Genomic DNA, 15,294 nt, shown 5'->3' on the forward strand with positions numbered 1-15,294 from the left:
ACAACAGCCAGCCGCGCCCGCGGCGGGCGGTGGGGGTGGTGGGGGGGGGGGGGGTGGCGGGGGGCGCCCCGCCGCCCCCCCCCCCCCCCCCCCACGCCACGCCCGCCTCCGGCGCCCCGGAGAACCCGCAGCCCCCGGAGAACCCCGCAGACTGTCCCTAACCGAGACGTTCCCGCCCCTTGTCCGTCAACGACGCCAGGTGGACGCCCACGCCGAAAGTGGTGAAGCCCGACCTGGCCGCCTTCGTGAACTCCGCGACCACCACGTCCGACGGAAAGTCCTTCACCAGGACGTCATAGGCCGCGAATCCGTGATCCCGGACGGCGGCGAGAACCATGTCCGTGGTCAGCTCGGGGTTATCCACGATCTCCTCCAGCAGGTCGCCCTGCCTTCACAGTCGCACCGTTGCCGCCACCTGTCACCCGCAACAACCCTTTCAGTCCCGGGGCACGGCCGCCGATCGGTCGTCCGCGTCTCTCGCCGATCGTCGCGATGATGTCCGGAAAACTGATCATGGGAGCGCTGACGTGACGGACGCGTACAAGGAGTTCGACTGGCTGGCCACGTACGGCCCGTTCTATGACGTCTCGTGTGTGTCCTTCGCCCGATCCCTCACCCCTCGCGAAGCGCTGACCCGGCTCGGCGCGGGGACCGGCGACATCGAGCAGGTGACCTTCGACGGCCTCCAGGAACGGACGATGGAATGCATCGACGCCGACAACCTGCGCAGTGGCTACGTGGGCGCACTTGAGACGCAAGGCTGGACGGTGCTCGTCCAACTCTGGACAGAATCTTGCAACCGCCGGCTGCCGATTCTCTCCCAAGGGACCGAGGTCGTGTCGATCAGCCGGAATCTCCACGCCGACGACTACTTCATCTATGCGATCGACGGCGAACGGATCACCTACTTCAACCTGCTCTCTCCTCAAACACGCATGGGCAGTGAGCCCGATCGCTTGTTTCTCGAGATGTGGGAGACAGGGCTGGATCCCTGCCACGCCTGGGAAGGCCCGGACCTCCATGCCCCCTTCCAGCGATCGTTCGCGCTGGCGAAGAAGCTCACCGGCGTCGCCTTCTCCCAGAGCATGCTGGACCTGGGATTCCTCGCCGCCAGGATCAGAAACGAAGGATGACCATCCCGTCGCCCGTCTCGTCGGTACGGATCCCGAGGCGTCCGTCTCTATGGACTCGACCCGCGTAACCGGGCGTGCAGGTTGTCGATGCGTCGGTACAGCACCTCGGGGTCGGGCGGCTGGGTGCTCTTCCACAGCCGCACCTTCCTGTCGGCGCCCGCGGTGGCGAGCAGATGCCCGTGCGGGTGGAAGGCGACGGCCCGGACGGGACCGGTGTGGCCGTCGAGAGGCCGTCCCACCTGTTCTCCGGAATCGAGCTGCCACAACCGGACCAACCCGTCATCGCCGGCGCTGGCCACCAGGTCCGCTCCCGGATGGAAGGCCACCGACCGGACCGGGCCGATGTGGCCGACGAAGGGGTCCGCCTTGGCGCGTCCCGACGCGGGATCCCACAAGCGCACGGTCTCGTCGTCGCCGCCGCTGGCCAGGATGTGCCCGTCCGGGTGGAAGGCCACCGTCACGACCGCGCCGCTGTGACCCGCCAACGGCTCACTGACCGGCTGCCCGGACGTCGTGTTCCACAGCCGGACCATGCCGTCGTCCCCGCCGTTGGCCAGCAGGTGTCCGTCGAGGTCGTAGGCCAGGGCCCAGCCGGCGCCGTCATGGTCCATCAGCGGACCCTGCAACGGCCGTCCCGTGGTGGTGTCCCACAACCGCACGGTGCCGTCTATGCCGCCGCTGGCCAGGATGTGGCCGTTCGGGTGGAAGGCCACCGACCAGACGGTGCCGGCATGGCCCTGCAACGGTTGACCCACCGGTCGGAGCCCGTCGATCGTCCACAGGCGTACCGTCTTGTCGCTGCCCCCACTGGCCACCAGCTCCCCGTCGGGATGGAAGGCCACCGCCACGACGGCGCCCGTGTGGCCCAGCAGAGGCTCCCGCCGCGGCCGGCCCGTCACCGTGTCCCACAGCCGTACGGTCCCGTCGCCGCCGCCGCTGGCCAGGATGCGCCCGTCCGGGTGGAAGGCCACCGACCAGACGGCGCCGGAGTGACCTTCCGCGCCCGCCCCGTCCACCGGCCGGTACAGCTCGGGCAGTGGATCGGAGGCCGGCCCTTGGGTGTCCTCCGTCCGGACCGCTGCCCCCGTCTCGGGAGCCGGCGGGCGGCCGCGCTGGGAACGCAGGTTGTGCGCGGCGATCCACAGGGCCTTGAACTCCGTGACGTCGCCCTGCAACGCCTCCACCACGAGCTCCAGGTTGCCCCATCGAGGCAGGTTGACGCAGCGGATCACCCCGTGCGCCGTGGAGTGGCTCATCGCGCCCGTCTGCTTGGCCAGCGCCCGGCTGCTGGGCTCGCCCGCGTGGAGATGCAGGTCCCGCAGGCGTTCCCGCAGAACGGCCAGGGGATCCTCCGGCAGGGGGGCTTGCGGAGACATGGTGATGTCAGGATGCCAGACTCCCGGAGAACGCAAACCCACCCGTGCCGGATCTGTGCACATCGCCATCCGGGCCGGGAACCGTCAGTTTCTGTCAGCCGATGTACGGATTCATCGGATCGCGTAAGACCTTGGCCCAGATCGTCAACGGCACTTCGGCGCGCCCCATCCTGAAATCGCGCCCTCGGCACCGGCCGAGGCGACGCCGGACTCTCGAAGGGAAGGCTCCATGATGCTGCCCCACCTCGCCGCACTGGTCGTGACGAGCGCCGCGCTCCTGACGCTCCCCGCCATGACCTACGTGTTCTCGACCGACTCAGGACGCCGCTCCCGAGCACTGCGCCTGCTGCGCCTGCTCCTTCGCCGTTGAGGCCGTCCGCGGAAGGCGACCTCCGGGCCGGGCAGGGACTACCGGCCGCACAGGGCGGTGCCGAAGGCTTCGAAGAGGTGCGCGTCGGTCTTCGGGGTGCCGGTCACGTACAGGGTGACGGCGCGGCCCGAGCGGTCGCGGCCGCTGAGGACGCGGGTGCCGGGCAGGCCGCCGTCGTGCATCCAGGCCGGGCCGCAGGCGAACGGGTAGGAGTAGACGCCCAGGCCGTAGTCGGCCTTCGGCGGGTCGTTGGCGGGGACGGTCCGGGCGAGCATGGTCTTGATCGTCGAGGCGGGCAGGGACTGCCAGAAGCGGTTCAGGTCGTCGGGGGTGGAGATCAGGCCGCCCGAGGCGCCGAAGAGGTGGCCGGGCTCCAGGGTCGTGTCGACCACCTTGCCCCGGCTCTTCGGGTCGAACGGGTTCACGCCGTAGGTGTGGGCGTGCTCGCCGCGGATGTCCAGCTCGTTCTGACGCGGCCAGTAGCTGTGCCGCAGGTTCTTCAGGACGCCCTGACGGGTGGCCGTACGGAAGTCCTTGCCGGTGACCTTCTGGATGAGCATGCCTGCCACCAGGTAGTTCGTGTTGGAGTAGGCCCACTTCTCGCCGGGTTCGCCGGCAGGCTCGGCGTCCAGGGCCAGGCGCAGGAACTGGGCGTCGGGGTCGGTGCCGAGGCGGGCCGGGTCGATCAGCGTCAGGTACTCGGGCAGTCCGCTGGTGTGCGTCAGCAGTTGCCGCACGGTGATCGGCCTGCCGTCGAGCAGGCCGGGCGCGTACTGCTCCGCCTGGGCGTCCAGATCGATCCTGCCCTGGTCCGCCAGGCGCACCACGGTGGCCGCGACCACCGACTTGGTCACGCTGGCGATGCGGAAGTGCGCGTCCGCGCCGACCATCGGCCGGTCGGAGCCGCGTTCGGCGACGCCGGACGTCCACGTCCTGACCCGGCCGTCGGTTTCACGCACCGACACCAGCGCACCCGCCAGCCCGTCCTGCCGCGTCAACCGGTCAAGCTGCTGCTGCACGGTGGGCGACGACGGCTTGGCGGCGGCCAGCGCCGGGGACGCTGCGCCCAGCAGGACGACGGCTGCTGCGGCTGCGGCAAGATACCTACGCATGTTGTCGGCGACTCCCTTGGATGAGGTGATGTGCCCATCCTGCGGCTGCCGAGCGCCGGAATCGATCATGCCGCCCGGTGTCCCGATGGTGGGGACTGCCCTACCGACCCGCGAGCCCTACCAACCCGCGAGCTCGTCCGGCCCGCGCCACCGGCGGCGAAGTTTCAGATAGTTTGCCCGGTGACGTGTTGTTCGATCAAGGAGGAAGACAGATGCCTGACAGGCTGACCCGACGCGATTTCGGCCGGACGATGGGCCTGGCCGGGCTCGGATTGGCCGGCGCCGGGCTCGTCACCGGCCAGCCGGGCAGGGCGGAGGCCGCCGCCGCGACCTGGAAGACGTCCGGAACCCTCGGATCCGGGCTGGGCAGCTTCGACAGCACGATGAAGGCCTTCATGCAGGCCCGCAACCTCTCCTGCGGATCGCTCGCCGTCGCCCGCAAGGGCAAGCTCGTCCTGGCCCGCGGCTACACGTGGACGACCAGCACCACCCTGAAGACCCAGCCGACCTCGCTGTTCCGGATCGCCAGCCTGAGCAAGCCCATCACCGGCGCGGCCGTCCTCAAGCTGGTGCAGGACGGCAAGCTCAAGCTCACCGACCGGCTGCCCGACCTGCTCCCCCTGACGCCGCCGTCCGGCAGGACGCTGGATCCCCGGCTGAAGGACGTGACCGTCCTCAGGTTGCTGCAGCACCTGGGCGGCTGGGACTCCTCCGTCACCGCCGACCCCATGTTCAGCGACCTGGCGGTCTCCAGGGCGCTCGGCACGGCGCTGCCCGTCCGCCAGGCCGACATCATGCGGTACGCCGGCGGCCTCGCCCTGGACCACGACCCCGGCAGCACCTACGCCTACGCCAACTACGACTACCTGCTGCTCGGCCGGATCATCGAGAAGGTCAGCGGCATGCCGTACGGCACGTACGTGCAGCAGAAGATCCTCGCACCGCGCGGCATCACCCGGATGAGGCTCGGCCGCACGCTCAAGGCCGGCGCCGTCACCGGCGAGGTGCCGTACGTCTCGAAGTACACGGGAAAGACGGTGTTCGACGCCTCCGGCACCTCTGTGCCGGCTCCGTACGGTTCGTTCAACCTGGAGAACATGGACGCGCACGGCGGCTGGCTGGGTACGGCGGTCGACCTGGTGCGCTTCGCCGGGATCTTCGACGCCGCCGGCTCGGTGCTCACCTCGACGTCCATCTCCCGGGCCTTCGCCCAGCCCGAGACCGGCGTCAACGGCGACGGCTGGTGGTACGGCTGCGGCTGGTCGGTCCGCAACGTCACCGGCGGCCGCAACACCTGGCACACCGGCAGCCTCCCCGGCACCTACACCCTCCTGGTACGGCGGTACGACGGGCTGACCTGGGCCGCGCTCTTCAACCAGCGCGACGACGCCTCCGGCCTCAGCTACGCCGACATCGACCCGGCCCTCCACAAGGCCGCCAACGCGGTGACCACCTGGCCCACCACAGACCTGTACGGCACCTACCTCTGACGAGCACCCGCCGTTGACCCGCCTCCGGCACGTGAGGCCAGTCGCGCGGGACCCTCTTGCGCCCTCAGGGGATGTACACCTCGTAGTAGAAGCCCGGCAGGTAAGGGCCGCCGCCGCGGAACCAGTGGCAGTAGACGAGGCCGGTGTACTGACCGTTCTGCGCCGCGTCCTCGTAGGCGAGGTCGCAGGCGGCCAGGGTGGAGTAGGGGCCCTGGAGGTACCAGTCCGGCGTCGGCCAGCCCGCAGCGGCCACGGACGCGCTGGCCTGGGTGGCGGCGACGGCGGGGGTGGCGCCGGCCAGGACACCGGCGCCCAGCGCCAGGGCGAGTGCGGCGGAAGGTAATCGGCGGATCTTCATTTCGGGAGACTCCTCACACTCGGGCAGGAGAACACATTCAGGTGAGCACCGGCCACGAGCGATCGTCAAGACCTGGAATCAACGCCGCGTGTTTCTGCCTCCCGAACGGGATGCAACCAATCTGCCGGTGATCGCGGGCACGAGAGGTGATCCGACTTATGGTCAGCTCGCACGCCGAAAAGCCGGGCCGGTGCGATAGCGTCCCTGAGCAGAAAGCGGACCAGAAGGCGATCTCCGCCTTTGCCGAGAGGCCTGTGATGCATGAAGTCACGCACCGTCGACGCCGCCTACGCTCTCCCTCGATCCTCGCCGTGATCGGCGTGTTCTTGCTTTCCGGCTGCAGCCTGGCGCCGTCCGGTGATTCCGCGCCTCGCCCCTTGGCCATGGGGCGTACCGACGACGGCCGGTTCAGGTTCGTCGTGCCGCTCTGCGAGGGAGAGAACGTCCTTTCGTTCGAGGTTCAGGATCACCGGACCGAACGGCTCGTGTGGAAGGCATCGCAGCCGACCCGATCGGCGGAACGCGAGGGATCGATCACCTTGGGCGACGCCCAAGGATTCACGACGGAGGAATCCCCGTTGTCGTCGCCTCTGCCGCCCGATATCAGCGTCGACGTGCAGGTGACGAGCGATGCTCCGATCGGGCGAGGCTTCCTGTTCGGTGAGGCGCCGAAAGAAATGAGCGGCACAGATCTGGTGACCGCCCCCAGCGGTGCGAGAATCCCGGAAAAGCAATTCCGGCAGGAGACGATCGCCGAGTATTGCTGACCACAACAGAAACAGGCGCGCCCAAGGCCCGAACTCGTAGCACGCGGCCCACGAGCAACCTTCACGGACCTCACCGCACGACCCGGCACCCCCGTGTCGAACAATCTGCGGGCATGGATTCCGCAAGACGCCCTGTCACCACGGACGTCCCGACCAAGCCGACCTACGCTGCCCGCATGGCTTTTGTTATCCCAGAGATCAAGGTCGGCCTGGCCGAGCTCGGCGGCGGGCCGGACTCCTGGTGCTCGAAGTGCGGCAAGCGGGCGACCCTGTACGCCGTCGACCCGGCGACCGGAAGGCCCACGTACGTCTGCACGGCCGACGCCGGTTCCGAGGTGGAGGCCATGCTCCTGCGCTCCCCCGACTAGGCGGAGCACCACCGCGAGGTCGCCCTCCGCCCCCGAGGAACGGGCGCCGCATGCCGTCCGTACGGCGCTCAAGCCGGGTGACGGCGTTCGTCGCGGACAGGACTTCAGCCCCTCCCGTCCCGCCGGACGAGTTCTTGAGCCCCACAGCCCGGACGCTTACGCTCGCGCCATGCCCGTGATCGCCGTGATTGCCGTGTTCGCCACATTGCTGATCGTGGTCGTCGTTCTCGGCAGGCGCCGATTGGCGGTGGTGACCGTACGGGGGGAGAGCATGGTGCCGGCGTTGCGGCCCGGCGACCGGTTGCTGGTGCTGCGCGGGAAGGCGGCCCGGCGCGGGCAGATCGTGGTGCTGGAACCGATCGGGCCGGGGATGCGGTGGCGGGACGGGCCGCTGCCCGAGGTCGCGGCGGCCGACTGGGTGGTCAAGCGGGTCGCGGCGCTGCCGGGCGAGCCGGTGCCGCCGCAGTGCCCCGGGCTGCCCGCCACGGTGCCGCCCGGAACGCTCGTGGTGCTGGGCGACGGGGAGGTCAGCGCGGACTCGCGGTTGTGGGGGCTCGTCCCGGCCGATCGGGTTCTGGGGGTCGTCCTGCGCACCCTTGTTAGTACGTCCTAACAGCCGCATACTCCAATATGTCCGGACATTTCCTGACAACGGGGCTGGGGTATGCGTCTGGTCTTCTCTGCCGCAGGACTGGCCGCGACGACCTTCACCATCTCCCCCCTCCACCACACCCTGTTCGCCGCCCTGTGCCTGCGTCATCCCGGCTTCGCCGTACCCGGATCGCCGTGGCGTGACCTGGCGCGCAGGACGCCCGCCAGAGCCATGCCGTTCGTCCGGCGGGTCCACCACGCGCCGCACAGCGTGTCCGGCTTCCTCTGGGCCGACCTGCCGCTGCCGCCCGGGGTGGGCACGCTCAACGACGAGCTCGACGTCCAGCCCGGCCTCGGTGACGTCGCCGACGCGCTCCGCGCCTTCTACCTCAGCTGCGTGGCCCCCGAGTGGGTCGCGATACGCCGCCGCCTGAGCGCCCACGTGAACCGCTGCTCCGAGCTGATCTGCGTGCGCGGATTCGGCCGTACGCTGCCCGGACTCACCCCCAGGCTGAGCTGGTACGGCTGCGCCCTGCAGATCGACACCTCGGACCTGTGCCCGTCGCCGGTGGAGCTCGGCGACGGGGGCGTCGCGTTCTCGCCGCTGATGTGCGCCAGCCCCTGCTTCCTCGCGCTGTCGCCGCCCCGCGGCGACAGCAGGGCCGTCATCGCCTATCCGGTCAGCGACGAGGGCGCCCGCCGTCCCACGTCGGTGGACGCCCTGGCCCAGGTCGTCGGGCAGGCCCGCGCCAGGGTCCTGCGCTCGATCGGCGGCGGCTCGGCGACCGGCGAGCTGGCCAGGTCGCTGGCGGTGAGCGCCTCCACGGTGTCCGAGCACGTGACGGCGTTGCGGCTGGCGGGGCTCGTGAACACCTACCGCGAGGGCCGGGCCGTGCGGCACGTGCTCACCTCGCTGGGGCACGAACTCCTCGACTACAGCGCCTGATTTGTCGCATTTCGGTGGCGGTCCGAAAGGATTGCCCCTTCCATGACCCGATGGTGATGATCAGGCGAATACAGTCCCTCTCCCCCAGGAGGTCGGATGACTCGCACACTCAAGGCGTTGGGCGACCGGATGCTCGGCGCCCTGCTGCCCGCCAGCACCGCGGACGCCAGAGGGTGCCCCTACGAGTGCTGGTGCTACCACTGGCTCGACCACACCGCGTGGACCTGCGTGCGGCCGGACTGCACGACCTACGTGTCCTGCTACGAGTGCTGCTGACCCTCCACACCCCGCCCACGCCCTCTCCGCAGGAGGCCGTGGGCGGCCCCCCACGTGAAGGAGCGCGATGCCGTACATAGAGCTGGGCTGCCGGGCCGTGCTCTGCCTGGTCTTCCTGGCCGCGCTGGCGGGCAAGGCCGCCGGCTGGCGCGCCTTCGTGTCCTCCGTCCCCGGGCTGGCTCCCGGGCTGCCCGCCGTGCCGGTCGCGGTGGCCGTGCCGGCCGGCGAGGGCGCCGCCGTGGCGCTGCTCGTCCTGGGCGAGCGGGCCGGGTTCGTGCTGGCCGCCGTGCTGCTCGCGGCCTTCGCCGCCGCGATCCTGCTGGCCCTGCGCCGCGGCTCCGCCGCCACCTGCCGGTGCTTCGGCGTCACCGCCGCTCCGCTGAGCCGCGCCCAGATCGTGCGCAACCTGCTGCTGATCGCGGTCGCGGTCACCGGCTGGGCCATGCCGGGCGGGCGCGTCGAACTCGCCGGGGTGGCGCTGGCGCTGGTCGCCGCCGCGGTGCTCGCCGCCGTACTGGTGCTCTTCGACGACCTCGCCGACCTTCTCCTGGAGAGGAACCTCTGATGCCGTACGTCATCGCAGCCCTGGTCATCGTGGGCGTCATGAGCGCGCTCAACCTGGTGCTGACGTTCGCGGTGATCCGCAGGGTGCGCCACACCGAGCAGCACGCCGCTCCCGCGGGGCCGCCGTTGCTGCCGGTGGGCTCGGCCGTCCCCGACGTGCGCGGGATCGGGCGGCCCGCGGTGATCGGCTTCTTCGACACCGAGTGCCAGGCCTGCCCCGGGCAACTGCCGCCGTTCCTCCAGCTCGTCGCCAACGCGGGCTACTCCCCCTCGCAGGTGCTCGCCGTCGTCTCCGGCCCCGGTGGCGAGAGCTACCAGGACGCGCTGCGCGGCAGCGCCACCGTGATCGCCGAGCCCGCCAACGGGCCGGTCTGCCTGGCCTTCCCCAACGCCGCCTTCCCCGCCTTCTACCTGCTCGACGACTCCGGCCGGGTCAGGTCCCGCGCGGTCACCGTGGCCGGGCTCGGCGCTCCCGTCACCGCATGACCCACGACCTCACCGCGGCGGAGAACAGCTCGCTCGGCGCCTCGCCCGAGCAGGTCAGGACGGCGGCGCGGCCGGCCCGGGGTGGACACCGCGCTGGACGCCCTGCCGCACGGCCACGACACGTTGCTGAGCAACCGCTTCCTCGACTGATTCTCGGCCGAAGAGCGAGCGACTCCGCCGGGCGGCCGCAGCGTCTGCGCAGGCGCTCCCGGGGCTATGAGATCAGGCCGAACCCGCGGATCGCCCGCGCGTAGTGCTCGGAGAGCTCGCAGTCGATGCGAGAGGACGCCGGCGCAGTCAGCAGGTCGGCATCGCCGGTGTCCATGCCGATCTCCGACGCCCGGTCCAGCGCCGACGTCCGGATCGCGGACGTGGCGGCCCCGCGCAACGCCGCGGCCTGCACCGGCGCCAGGAACCGCGCGCCTTCCATCAACTCGGACAACTCGCGCAGGTCGGCGTCCGTGACTACCGCACCCACCTCCGGCAGCTGCTGCTCCGTACGCCTGCCGCCATCGGCCCGTGCGAGCCTGATCAGCAGTCGCTGAAGCACCAGCACCGGCCAGCCCAGCACGTGGCCGACCGCGCGCCCGATCGACCCCGCCGCCTCGTACGTGCCCGCCGGCGTGCCCTGCACGCCGAACAGGGCGCCGATGCGCGTGTGCTGCTCCTCACGCAGGTGCGACGCGCTGCCGCCACCGCCCTGCAGCGACTCACGCCACTGCGTCAGCGTGGTCAGCGCGGTGCCGACGATCAGCCCCTCATGGGCCTGCTCGGCGTAGGCGCGCGCCATCAGGGCAACCCGGTGTCGGGCGGGCAGCACCAGCCACGTCGGCAGCCCGATCACCAGTGCCCTGCCGCCGAACCCGGTTCGTACATATTCGCTGGTCATTCCGAGATCCCTGACCGCCACCCGGGCCGGCGGCTGGACGTGCACGGCCCGCGCCACCCTCTCGGCCAACGCGTGCAGTTCGGGCGCGGCTGACCGCTCCACCACCTCGGCGTCGGCGGGTAAGCGGGGCGGCCGAGGACACATCAGCACGCCGACGCCGATGAGCACGCCCCCGATCATCCAGGCGAAGAGGAAGCCGGGGTTCACGTAGATGACCCGGACGCCCAGCGCGATCAGCGCCAATGTGCTCGCGTGGATCACCAGCGCCAACAGCACGGCAGCAGCCCTTCGGACCTTGACCACCTGCACACTCCCGTTCGTCGTCCGCGACCGGCCTGCTCCCGCGTTCGCCGAGCTGTCCGGTCCGTCATGGCGGTGTGCTCTGTGGTCGGCGCGGGATCCACCTCAAGATCCTCTCTCAGCCGCACCCAGGCCGTCGAGAGCTTCGCGGGCTACGTGCCTTCCGCCGTCGTGGATCAGCCGCGTGCTTCGCGCGGCACGTAGGCGAAGGTGGGGCCGGCGTCGCCGGGCAGCGCCATCAGGGCCTGCGCCTGGGCCCTGAGCGTGAACATGGCGCGGGTGGCGTCCGTGAGCCGCTTCGGGTCGCCGTTGAACGCCTGCTCCAGCAGCTCCAGCAGGGTGCTGTAGGTGGTGTCGAACCGATCCTGCGCCGCCCGCACGGCGCTGCCCTGCGCGGCGGGCCGGGGGTTGGGGGTCATCGGGAGCACGCCGTCCCGGTCGACGCGGACCTCCTCGCCGGTCGGGCCGGTCTTCGGGGTGTCGCCTCGCCGGTATCGGCGGCCGAGCTTGAGCTCCTGGAAGCGGTAGTAGTGGGCGACCTCGTCCCGCTCGGGGTGGAGGACGTCCTGGTCGCCGTCCCAGACCTCGCCGCGCGCGTTGCCCTCCCCCTGCTCGACGATCTCCTTCAGCGCGCCGAGCGCGGACTCCAGATCCTCGACGGCGAACAGCGAACCGGCGGTGTGACGGAAGTGAGCGCCGCTCACCTGCCGGACCGGGTCGCCGCAGAAGACCTCTTTCTCGCCGAGCGTGTCGCACAAATGGCGCAACCCCTGCTCGATCGCCGCGTAGAACTGCCCGATCGTCTCGTAGCCCTCGTCCTCCGGCGGCGCGCCGGGCGGCGCGGGCTGTTCCAGGCGCAGGAACATCTCCAGCGCCTGCGCGCCGAACGGCACCAGCGACACCTCCAGATCGCTGTGCGGCAGTTTGCGCGGGTGCGGCGGCAGCATCTCCGGCATGTCCAGGCGCGGCGTGCCGCCGACGGCGTTGAGCAGGTTCGCCGCCAGCGCCAGGTGCAGCATCTCCTCCACGAAGACGCCGCTCACCACCTCCACCGCAGCGGGGTTGCGCTCGGGGTCCAGCGAGTACAGCGCCGTCAGGTACGGCGGCAGGGTCGCGTGCTCCAGCTCGATCGCCCACTGCAGGTGCTCGCGCAGGCTGTCGAGCGTGCCGATCCGAACCGGTCGTTCATGTTTCATTCGTGTCATACCTCGGGTTGTCGGCATGGCGGATCGGGCCGCCGGCCCGCGGGCCGGCGGCCTGGCTCGATCCGGGGTTCAGGACGGACGTGCCGCGCGGCGATCCTCGCGCCGGGCCAGCTCGGCCTCCTCCACCAGCGTGAACATCGGCTTGCCCGGCTCACACAGCATGGTGACCGTGAACCGCAGCGGGACATCGTCGCGGTTGTTGCCGTCCTGGTAATGGATGACGTCGCCGCCCGGCTCCCAGAACGCCTCACCGGCCCGGATCACCCGCTCCGGTTCCCCTTCCAGCTCCATCAGCATCTCGCCCTCCAGGACGACGCCGAAGGCGGGACCAGGATGGCGATGCGGCGGCGCGCCGGGGTCGCCGGGCGGGTACTCGATGACCACGGTCATCACGTGCGCGCCCTCGGGGATGTACGGCGGCCGCGCCTCCTGCAGCACGGTCAGCGCCGTCTGCCACGCGGTCGATCGCGGTTTGCCCATCGCCCGGCCCTACTTCGCGGCGGACCGGTCGAGCCAGTCCTTGTAGGTGATGGTGCCGAGCTGCGCGCCCTCGCCGGGCACCAGCGACCGCTCGCCGAGCACGCTGCCGAAGTAGCGGGCCTGCGGGTCGGCGACGACCTCGCGGGGGTCGCCCCAGGCGGCCAGCGCCTTACGGAAGAACTCATCCATCCTGTACTGGTTCGGTCCGGCGATCTCGATCCGGCCGTTCAGCGGCGTCCCCACCGCGGTCCTGCCCACCGCCTGAGCCACGTCATCGCCCGCGATCGGCTGGAACAGCACCGGTGCGACGTGCACCTTGCCGTCGACCGTGCCCTCGTCGGCGATGCCGCGGGCGAACTCGAAGAACTGGGTGGAGTGCACCAGCGAGAACGGGATGCCCGACTTCTCGATCAGCTCCTCCTGGGCGATCTTCGCCGCGAAGTAGTCGTTCTCCGGCATCCGCTCGGTCCCCACGATCGACACGGCCACGTGGTGGCCCACGCCCGCGGCCGCCTCGGCCGCCAGCAGGTTGCCGGTGGAGGTCCGGAAGAACTTCATGACGGCCTCGCGCTCGAACGAGGGCGAGTTCGACACGTCGATCACGACCTCGGCGCCCTTCAGCACCTCGGCCAGCCCCTCGCCGGTCAGCGTGTCGACGCCGGTGTTCGGCGACGCGGCCACCGCCTCGTGGCCGTGCTCACCCAGCTTCTTCACCAGCTTCGACCCGATGAGCCCGGTCCCGCCGATCACCACGATCTTCATTGTTGGCACCCTTCTGGCTTTGTGGACGCTGTGCCGCGCCCCCGTCGTCAGCTAAGACAAGGCAGCCCCCTCGGTTGTGACAATGCGGCCACCGAAGCTGACCGGTTCGCGCTCCGGACGCGTGAACACTTGTCTCCCGATCGGCGAAGGACCGGTGTGAACCCAGGAATCAAGAGGTGACCGCGATGTCACGCGCGCTGCCGGCCCAAGCAGCGGACGCCGTGATCATCGAGCAGTCCCGGCGCGAGCCCGAGCGCTTCGCCGGCATATTCGACCGCTACTACCCCGAGGTCCACGGTTACGCCGCGCGCAGGTTAGGCCCGGGCCTGGCCGACGACGTCGCCGCGGAGACGTTCCTCATCGCCTTCGACAAACGGGCGGGCTACGACCTCTCCCGCGCCGACGCGCGGCCCTGGTTGTACGGCATCGCCTCCAACCTCATCGCCCGCCATCATCGCGCCGAAGTACGCCAGTACCGGGCCCTGGCCAAGGCGGGCGCCGACAGCCCCGTGGAGGACCACGCCGACCAGGTCGCCGGGGCCGTCGACGCGGGGGCCCGCACGCGCCGGCTCGCCGAGGCGCTCGCCGGGATCGCCGATCGCGATCGGGACGTGCTGCTCCTGGTCGCCTGGGCGGAGCTGACCTCGGAGGAGGCGGGCAGCGCGCTCGGCATCCCGGCCGGGACGGCCCGCTCACGACTGCACCGGGCCCGCAGAAGCATCCAAGCCGCACTGGAAAGGGACGCATCATGAACGACCTCGAAAGGCTGCGCGAGGACTGGACGCGCCCGGCGCCGCCGGCCCCCGACGCCCAAGCCGCAGCACGGGCGGCTCTCCTGGCCCGTGCCGGCCGTCCGCGTTCCAGGCGCGGATGGGCGGTCCGGGCGCTGGCGGTGGCCGCCGCCGCCGTGATCATCACGACCGGGGTGAGCGTGTTCCAGGGCGAGCGCACGCTGCCCGCCGCCAACGCGCAGGTGGTGCTGACCAGGATCGCGGCGGCCGTACAGAAGAAGGAGTTCACACCCCCTCGCGACGACCAGTGGATCTACACCGAGAGCCGGGTCGCGGACCGGGGCAAGGGCATCGCCCAGGGCGAACGGCTCACCCCGCGGACACCGCTGCCGGAGAGGGCCGACCCGTGGTGGACCCGGGCCGACGGCAAGCGGGTGGGCTATATGGTGAACGGCAAGCTGCAGACCTCCAACCCCGGTGAGAGGATGCCGGAGAACACCTACGCGTTGCTGGCCTCGCTGCCGACCGACCCTGACGCGCTCCTGGCCGAATACCGTGAGTTTTACCAGGGCGTGGGCCCTGCCGACGACGAGTGGATCTTCCTGCGCTTCGCCGTGACCCTCAGCCAGAACCTCGTCTCCCCGGAACATGAGGCCGCGATCTTCCGGGCGATGGCCAAGCTGCCCGGGGTGACGGTGGACGAGACGGCGACCGACACCGAGGGACGTCCGGCGCTGTCGGTCTCCCAGGTCGCCGAAGGCTGGCGCAACGTCGAGATTCTGCTGGACCCCGTGACCTACGCCTACCGGGCGCGCCGGGAGACGGCGATCGCCGACCACGAGGAGCGTTACCCCAAGTCGGACGGTGTCCTGATGTCCACCTTGAAGGACGGCAAGTGGGTGCCCGCTCCCCCGCATCTGGAATGGAGCATCGAGAAGGGAACGACCTGGTCGGTCTTCACCCGCGTCGCGATCGGCGTCGTGGACCGCGCCGGGGAACGGCCATGACCCCCTCCTCGTCCTCAGAGCCACGCCCGCGACCCGGCGAAGGCGGACGCCGCCCGGTCGCGGGCCTCCGCCTGCCCGAGCCA

Annotated in this window: 20 protein-coding genes; 12 read left to right on the plus strand and 8 right to left on the minus strand. The window is 70.7% G+C overall.

Annotated features, from left to right (window positions below):
* Positions 1-157: 157 nt before the first annotated feature.
* Positions 158-364, minus strand: a complete 207-nt coding sequence (locus ACIBQ8_RS47050; protein ID WP_397171949.1) for a hypothetical protein — start codon at positions 362-364, stop codon at positions 158-160.
* Between the two features lie 163 nt (positions 365-527).
* Here ACIBQ8_RS47050 and ACIBQ8_RS47055 point away from each other — a divergent pair, with 163 nt between their 5' ends.
* Positions 528-1,133 (plus strand): DUF6461 domain-containing protein, encoded by a 606-nt coding sequence (locus ACIBQ8_RS47055; RefSeq protein WP_397195407.1) that lies wholly within the window; start codon positions 528-530, stop codon positions 1,131-1,133.
* 47 nt (positions 1,134-1,180) lie between these two features.
* Here ACIBQ8_RS47055 and ACIBQ8_RS47060 read toward each other — a convergent pair whose 3' ends face one another.
* Positions 1,181-2,509 (minus strand): WD40 repeat domain-containing protein, encoded by a 1,329-nt coding sequence (locus ACIBQ8_RS47060; protein WP_397195408.1) that lies wholly within the window; start codon positions 2,507-2,509, stop codon positions 1,181-1,183.
* A 229-nt stretch (positions 2,510-2,738) separates the two neighbouring features.
* Here ACIBQ8_RS47060 and ACIBQ8_RS47065 point away from each other — a divergent pair, with 229 nt between their 5' ends.
* Complete coding sequence (locus tag ACIBQ8_RS47065; protein ID WP_397195409.1) at positions 2,739-2,879, plus strand: hypothetical protein; 141 nt, start codon at positions 2,739-2,741, stop codon at positions 2,877-2,879.
* A gap of 38 nt (positions 2,880-2,917) precedes the next feature.
* Here ACIBQ8_RS47065 and ACIBQ8_RS47070 read toward each other — a convergent pair whose 3' ends face one another.
* Entirely contained in the window at positions 2,918-3,991 is a 1,074-nt protein-coding gene (locus tag ACIBQ8_RS47070) for a serine hydrolase domain-containing protein (protein WP_397195410.1), read from the minus strand.
* Positions 3,992-4,203: 212 nt separating this feature from the next.
* Between ACIBQ8_RS47070 and ACIBQ8_RS47075 the strand changes: the two genes are divergently transcribed.
* The gene (locus ACIBQ8_RS47075) at positions 4,204-5,481 is read left to right on the plus strand and encodes a serine hydrolase domain-containing protein (protein WP_397195411.1); all 1,278 of its coding nucleotides are present in this window, start codon (positions 4,204-4,206) and stop codon (positions 5,479-5,481) included.
* A 64-nt stretch (positions 5,482-5,545) separates the two neighbouring features.
* Here ACIBQ8_RS47075 and ACIBQ8_RS47080 read toward each other — a convergent pair whose 3' ends face one another.
* Positions 5,546-5,839, minus strand: coding sequence for a hypothetical protein (locus ACIBQ8_RS47080; RefSeq protein ID WP_397195412.1), 294 nt, complete (start codon positions 5,837-5,839; stop codon positions 5,546-5,548).
* A gap of 158 nt (positions 5,840-5,997) precedes the next feature.
* Between ACIBQ8_RS47080 and ACIBQ8_RS47085 the strand changes: the two genes are divergently transcribed.
* The 7 genes from ACIBQ8_RS47085 (at position 5,998) to ACIBQ8_RS47115 (ending at position 9,837) form a co-directional block, all read left to right on the plus strand.
* Positions 5,998-6,606, plus strand: a complete 609-nt coding sequence (locus ACIBQ8_RS47085; RefSeq protein ID WP_397195413.1) for a hypothetical protein — start codon at positions 5,998-6,000, stop codon at positions 6,604-6,606.
* Positions 6,607-6,782: 176 nt separating this feature from the next.
* Positions 6,783-6,974 carry a hypothetical protein gene (locus ACIBQ8_RS47090; protein ID WP_397171961.1) on the plus strand — a complete coding sequence of 64 codons (192 nt, stop codon included), beginning with the start codon at positions 6,783-6,785 and terminating at the stop codon, positions 6,972-6,974.
* Between the two features lie 169 nt (positions 6,975-7,143).
* Positions 7,144-7,587: a S26 family signal peptidase gene (locus ACIBQ8_RS47095; protein ID WP_397171963.1), complete on the plus strand. Its 444-nt coding sequence runs from the start codon at positions 7,144-7,146 to the stop codon at positions 7,585-7,587.
* 51 nt (positions 7,588-7,638) lie between these two features.
* Positions 7,639-8,511: an ArsR/SmtB family transcription factor gene (locus ACIBQ8_RS47100; protein WP_397195414.1), complete on the plus strand. Its 873-nt coding sequence runs from the start codon at positions 7,639-7,641 to the stop codon at positions 8,509-8,511.
* A gap of 96 nt (positions 8,512-8,607) precedes the next feature.
* Positions 8,608-8,787, plus strand: coding sequence for a hypothetical protein (locus tag ACIBQ8_RS47105; protein WP_125645566.1), 180 nt, complete (start codon positions 8,608-8,610; stop codon positions 8,785-8,787).
* Positions 8,788-8,854: 67 nt separating this feature from the next.
* Positions 8,855-9,352, plus strand: a complete 498-nt coding sequence (locus tag ACIBQ8_RS47110; RefSeq protein WP_397171967.1) for a MauE/DoxX family redox-associated membrane protein — start codon at positions 8,855-8,857, stop codon at positions 9,350-9,352.
* Positions 9,352-9,837, plus strand: a complete 486-nt coding sequence (locus ACIBQ8_RS47115) for a hypothetical protein (RefSeq protein ID WP_397195415.1) — start codon at positions 9,352-9,354, stop codon at positions 9,835-9,837. The genes ACIBQ8_RS47110 and ACIBQ8_RS47115 overlap by 1 nt, the downstream gene beginning before the upstream one ends.
* A gap of 214 nt (positions 9,838-10,051) precedes the next feature.
* Here the strand turns inward: ACIBQ8_RS47115 and ACIBQ8_RS47120 are convergent, their stop codons facing one another.
* The 4 genes from ACIBQ8_RS47120 to ACIBQ8_RS47135 form a co-directional block, all read right to left on the minus strand.
* Positions 10,052-11,035: a hypothetical protein gene (locus tag ACIBQ8_RS47120; protein ID WP_397195416.1), complete on the minus strand. Its 984-nt coding sequence runs from the start codon at positions 11,033-11,035 to the stop codon at positions 10,052-10,054.
* Between the two features lie 167 nt (positions 11,036-11,202).
* Positions 11,203-12,222: a ferritin-like protein gene (locus tag ACIBQ8_RS47125; RefSeq protein WP_397195417.1), complete on the minus strand. Its 1,020-nt coding sequence runs from the start codon at positions 12,220-12,222 to the stop codon at positions 11,203-11,205.
* Positions 12,223-12,300: 78 nt separating this feature from the next.
* Positions 12,301-12,711: a cupin domain-containing protein gene (locus ACIBQ8_RS47130; protein ID WP_397171975.1), complete on the minus strand. Its 411-nt coding sequence runs from the start codon at positions 12,709-12,711 to the stop codon at positions 12,301-12,303.
* Between the two features lie 9 nt (positions 12,712-12,720).
* On the minus strand, positions 12,721-13,473 hold the full coding sequence (locus ACIBQ8_RS47135) for an SDR family oxidoreductase (RefSeq protein WP_397195418.1): 753 nt from the start codon (positions 13,471-13,473) through the stop codon (positions 12,721-12,723).
* Between the two features lie 185 nt (positions 13,474-13,658).
* On the opposite strand from ACIBQ8_RS47135, the gene ACIBQ8_RS47140 reads away from it, so the two are divergent.
* Together ACIBQ8_RS47140 and ACIBQ8_RS47145 are read left to right on the plus strand one after the other, a co-directional pair.
* Positions 13,659-14,225 carry an RNA polymerase sigma factor gene (locus ACIBQ8_RS47140; protein WP_397195419.1) on the plus strand — a complete coding sequence of 189 codons (567 nt, stop codon included), beginning with the start codon at positions 13,659-13,661 and terminating at the stop codon, positions 14,223-14,225.
* Positions 14,222-15,211: a CU044_5270 family protein gene (locus ACIBQ8_RS47145; protein WP_397195420.1), complete on the plus strand. Its 990-nt coding sequence runs from the start codon at positions 14,222-14,224 to the stop codon at positions 15,209-15,211. Before ACIBQ8_RS47140 ends, ACIBQ8_RS47145 begins: the two co-directional genes overlap by 4 nt.
* The last annotated feature ends 83 nt before the right edge of the window (positions 15,212-15,294 follow it).

It is taken from the genome of Nonomuraea sp. NPDC049646, assembly GCF_044465525.1.
Classification (GTDB): domain Bacteria; phylum Actinomycetota; class Actinomycetes; order Streptosporangiales; family Streptosporangiaceae; genus Nonomuraea.

What these genes read in the sequence shown, in the direction of transcription:
- ACIBQ8_RS47060 (WP_397195408.1), bottom strand. Translation starts at nt 2,509, where the DNA reads ATGTCTCCGCAAGCCCCCCTGCCGGAGGATCCCCTGGCCGTTCTGCGG.
- ACIBQ8_RS47065 (WP_397195409.1), top strand. Translation starts at nt 2,739, where the DNA reads ATGATGCTGCCCCACCTCGCCGCACTGGTCGTGACGAGCGCCGCGCTC.
- ACIBQ8_RS47070 (WP_397195410.1), bottom strand. Translation starts at nt 3,991, where the DNA reads ATGCGTAGGTATCTTGCCGCAGCCGCAGCAGCCGTCGTCCTGCTGGGC.
- ACIBQ8_RS47075 (WP_397195411.1), top strand. Translation starts at nt 4,204, where the DNA reads ATGCCTGACAGGCTGACCCGACGCGATTTCGGCCGGACGATGGGCCTG.
- ACIBQ8_RS47080 (WP_397195412.1), bottom strand. Translation starts at nt 5,839, where the DNA reads ATGAAGATCCGCCGATTACCTTCCGCCGCACTCGCCCTGGCGCTGGGC.
- ACIBQ8_RS47085 (WP_397195413.1), top strand. Translation starts at nt 5,998, where the DNA reads ATGGTCAGCTCGCACGCCGAAAAGCCGGGCCGGTGCGATAGCGTCCCT.
- ACIBQ8_RS47090 (WP_397171961.1), top strand. Translation starts at nt 6,783, where the DNA reads ATGGCTTTTGTTATCCCAGAGATCAAGGTCGGCCTGGCCGAGCTCGGC.
- ACIBQ8_RS47095 (WP_397171963.1), top strand. Translation starts at nt 7,144, where the DNA reads ATGCCCGTGATCGCCGTGATTGCCGTGTTCGCCACATTGCTGATCGTG.
- ACIBQ8_RS47100 (WP_397195414.1), top strand. Translation starts at nt 7,639, where the DNA reads ATGCGTCTGGTCTTCTCTGCCGCAGGACTGGCCGCGACGACCTTCACC.
- ACIBQ8_RS47105 (WP_125645566.1), top strand. Translation starts at nt 8,608, where the DNA reads ATGACTCGCACACTCAAGGCGTTGGGCGACCGGATGCTCGGCGCCCTG.
- ACIBQ8_RS47110 (WP_397171967.1), top strand. Translation starts at nt 8,855, where the DNA reads ATGCCGTACATAGAGCTGGGCTGCCGGGCCGTGCTCTGCCTGGTCTTC.
- ACIBQ8_RS47115 (WP_397195415.1), top strand. Translation starts at nt 9,352, where the DNA reads ATGCCGTACGTCATCGCAGCCCTGGTCATCGTGGGCGTCATGAGCGCG.
- ACIBQ8_RS47125 (WP_397195417.1), bottom strand. Translation starts at nt 12,222, where the DNA reads ATGAAACATGAACGACCGGTTCGGATCGGCACGCTCGACAGCCTGCGC.
- ACIBQ8_RS47130 (WP_397171975.1), bottom strand. Translation starts at nt 12,711, where the DNA reads ATGGGCAAACCGCGATCGACCGCGTGGCAGACGGCGCTGACCGTGCTG.
- ACIBQ8_RS47135 (WP_397195418.1), bottom strand. Translation starts at nt 13,473, where the DNA reads ATGAAGATCGTGGTGATCGGCGGGACCGGGCTCATCGGGTCGAAGCTG.
- ACIBQ8_RS47140 (WP_397195419.1), top strand. Translation starts at nt 13,659, where the DNA reads ATGTCACGCGCGCTGCCGGCCCAAGCAGCGGACGCCGTGATCATCGAG.
- ACIBQ8_RS47145 (WP_397195420.1), top strand. Translation starts at nt 14,222, where the DNA reads ATGAACGACCTCGAAAGGCTGCGCGAGGACTGGACGCGCCCGGCGCCG.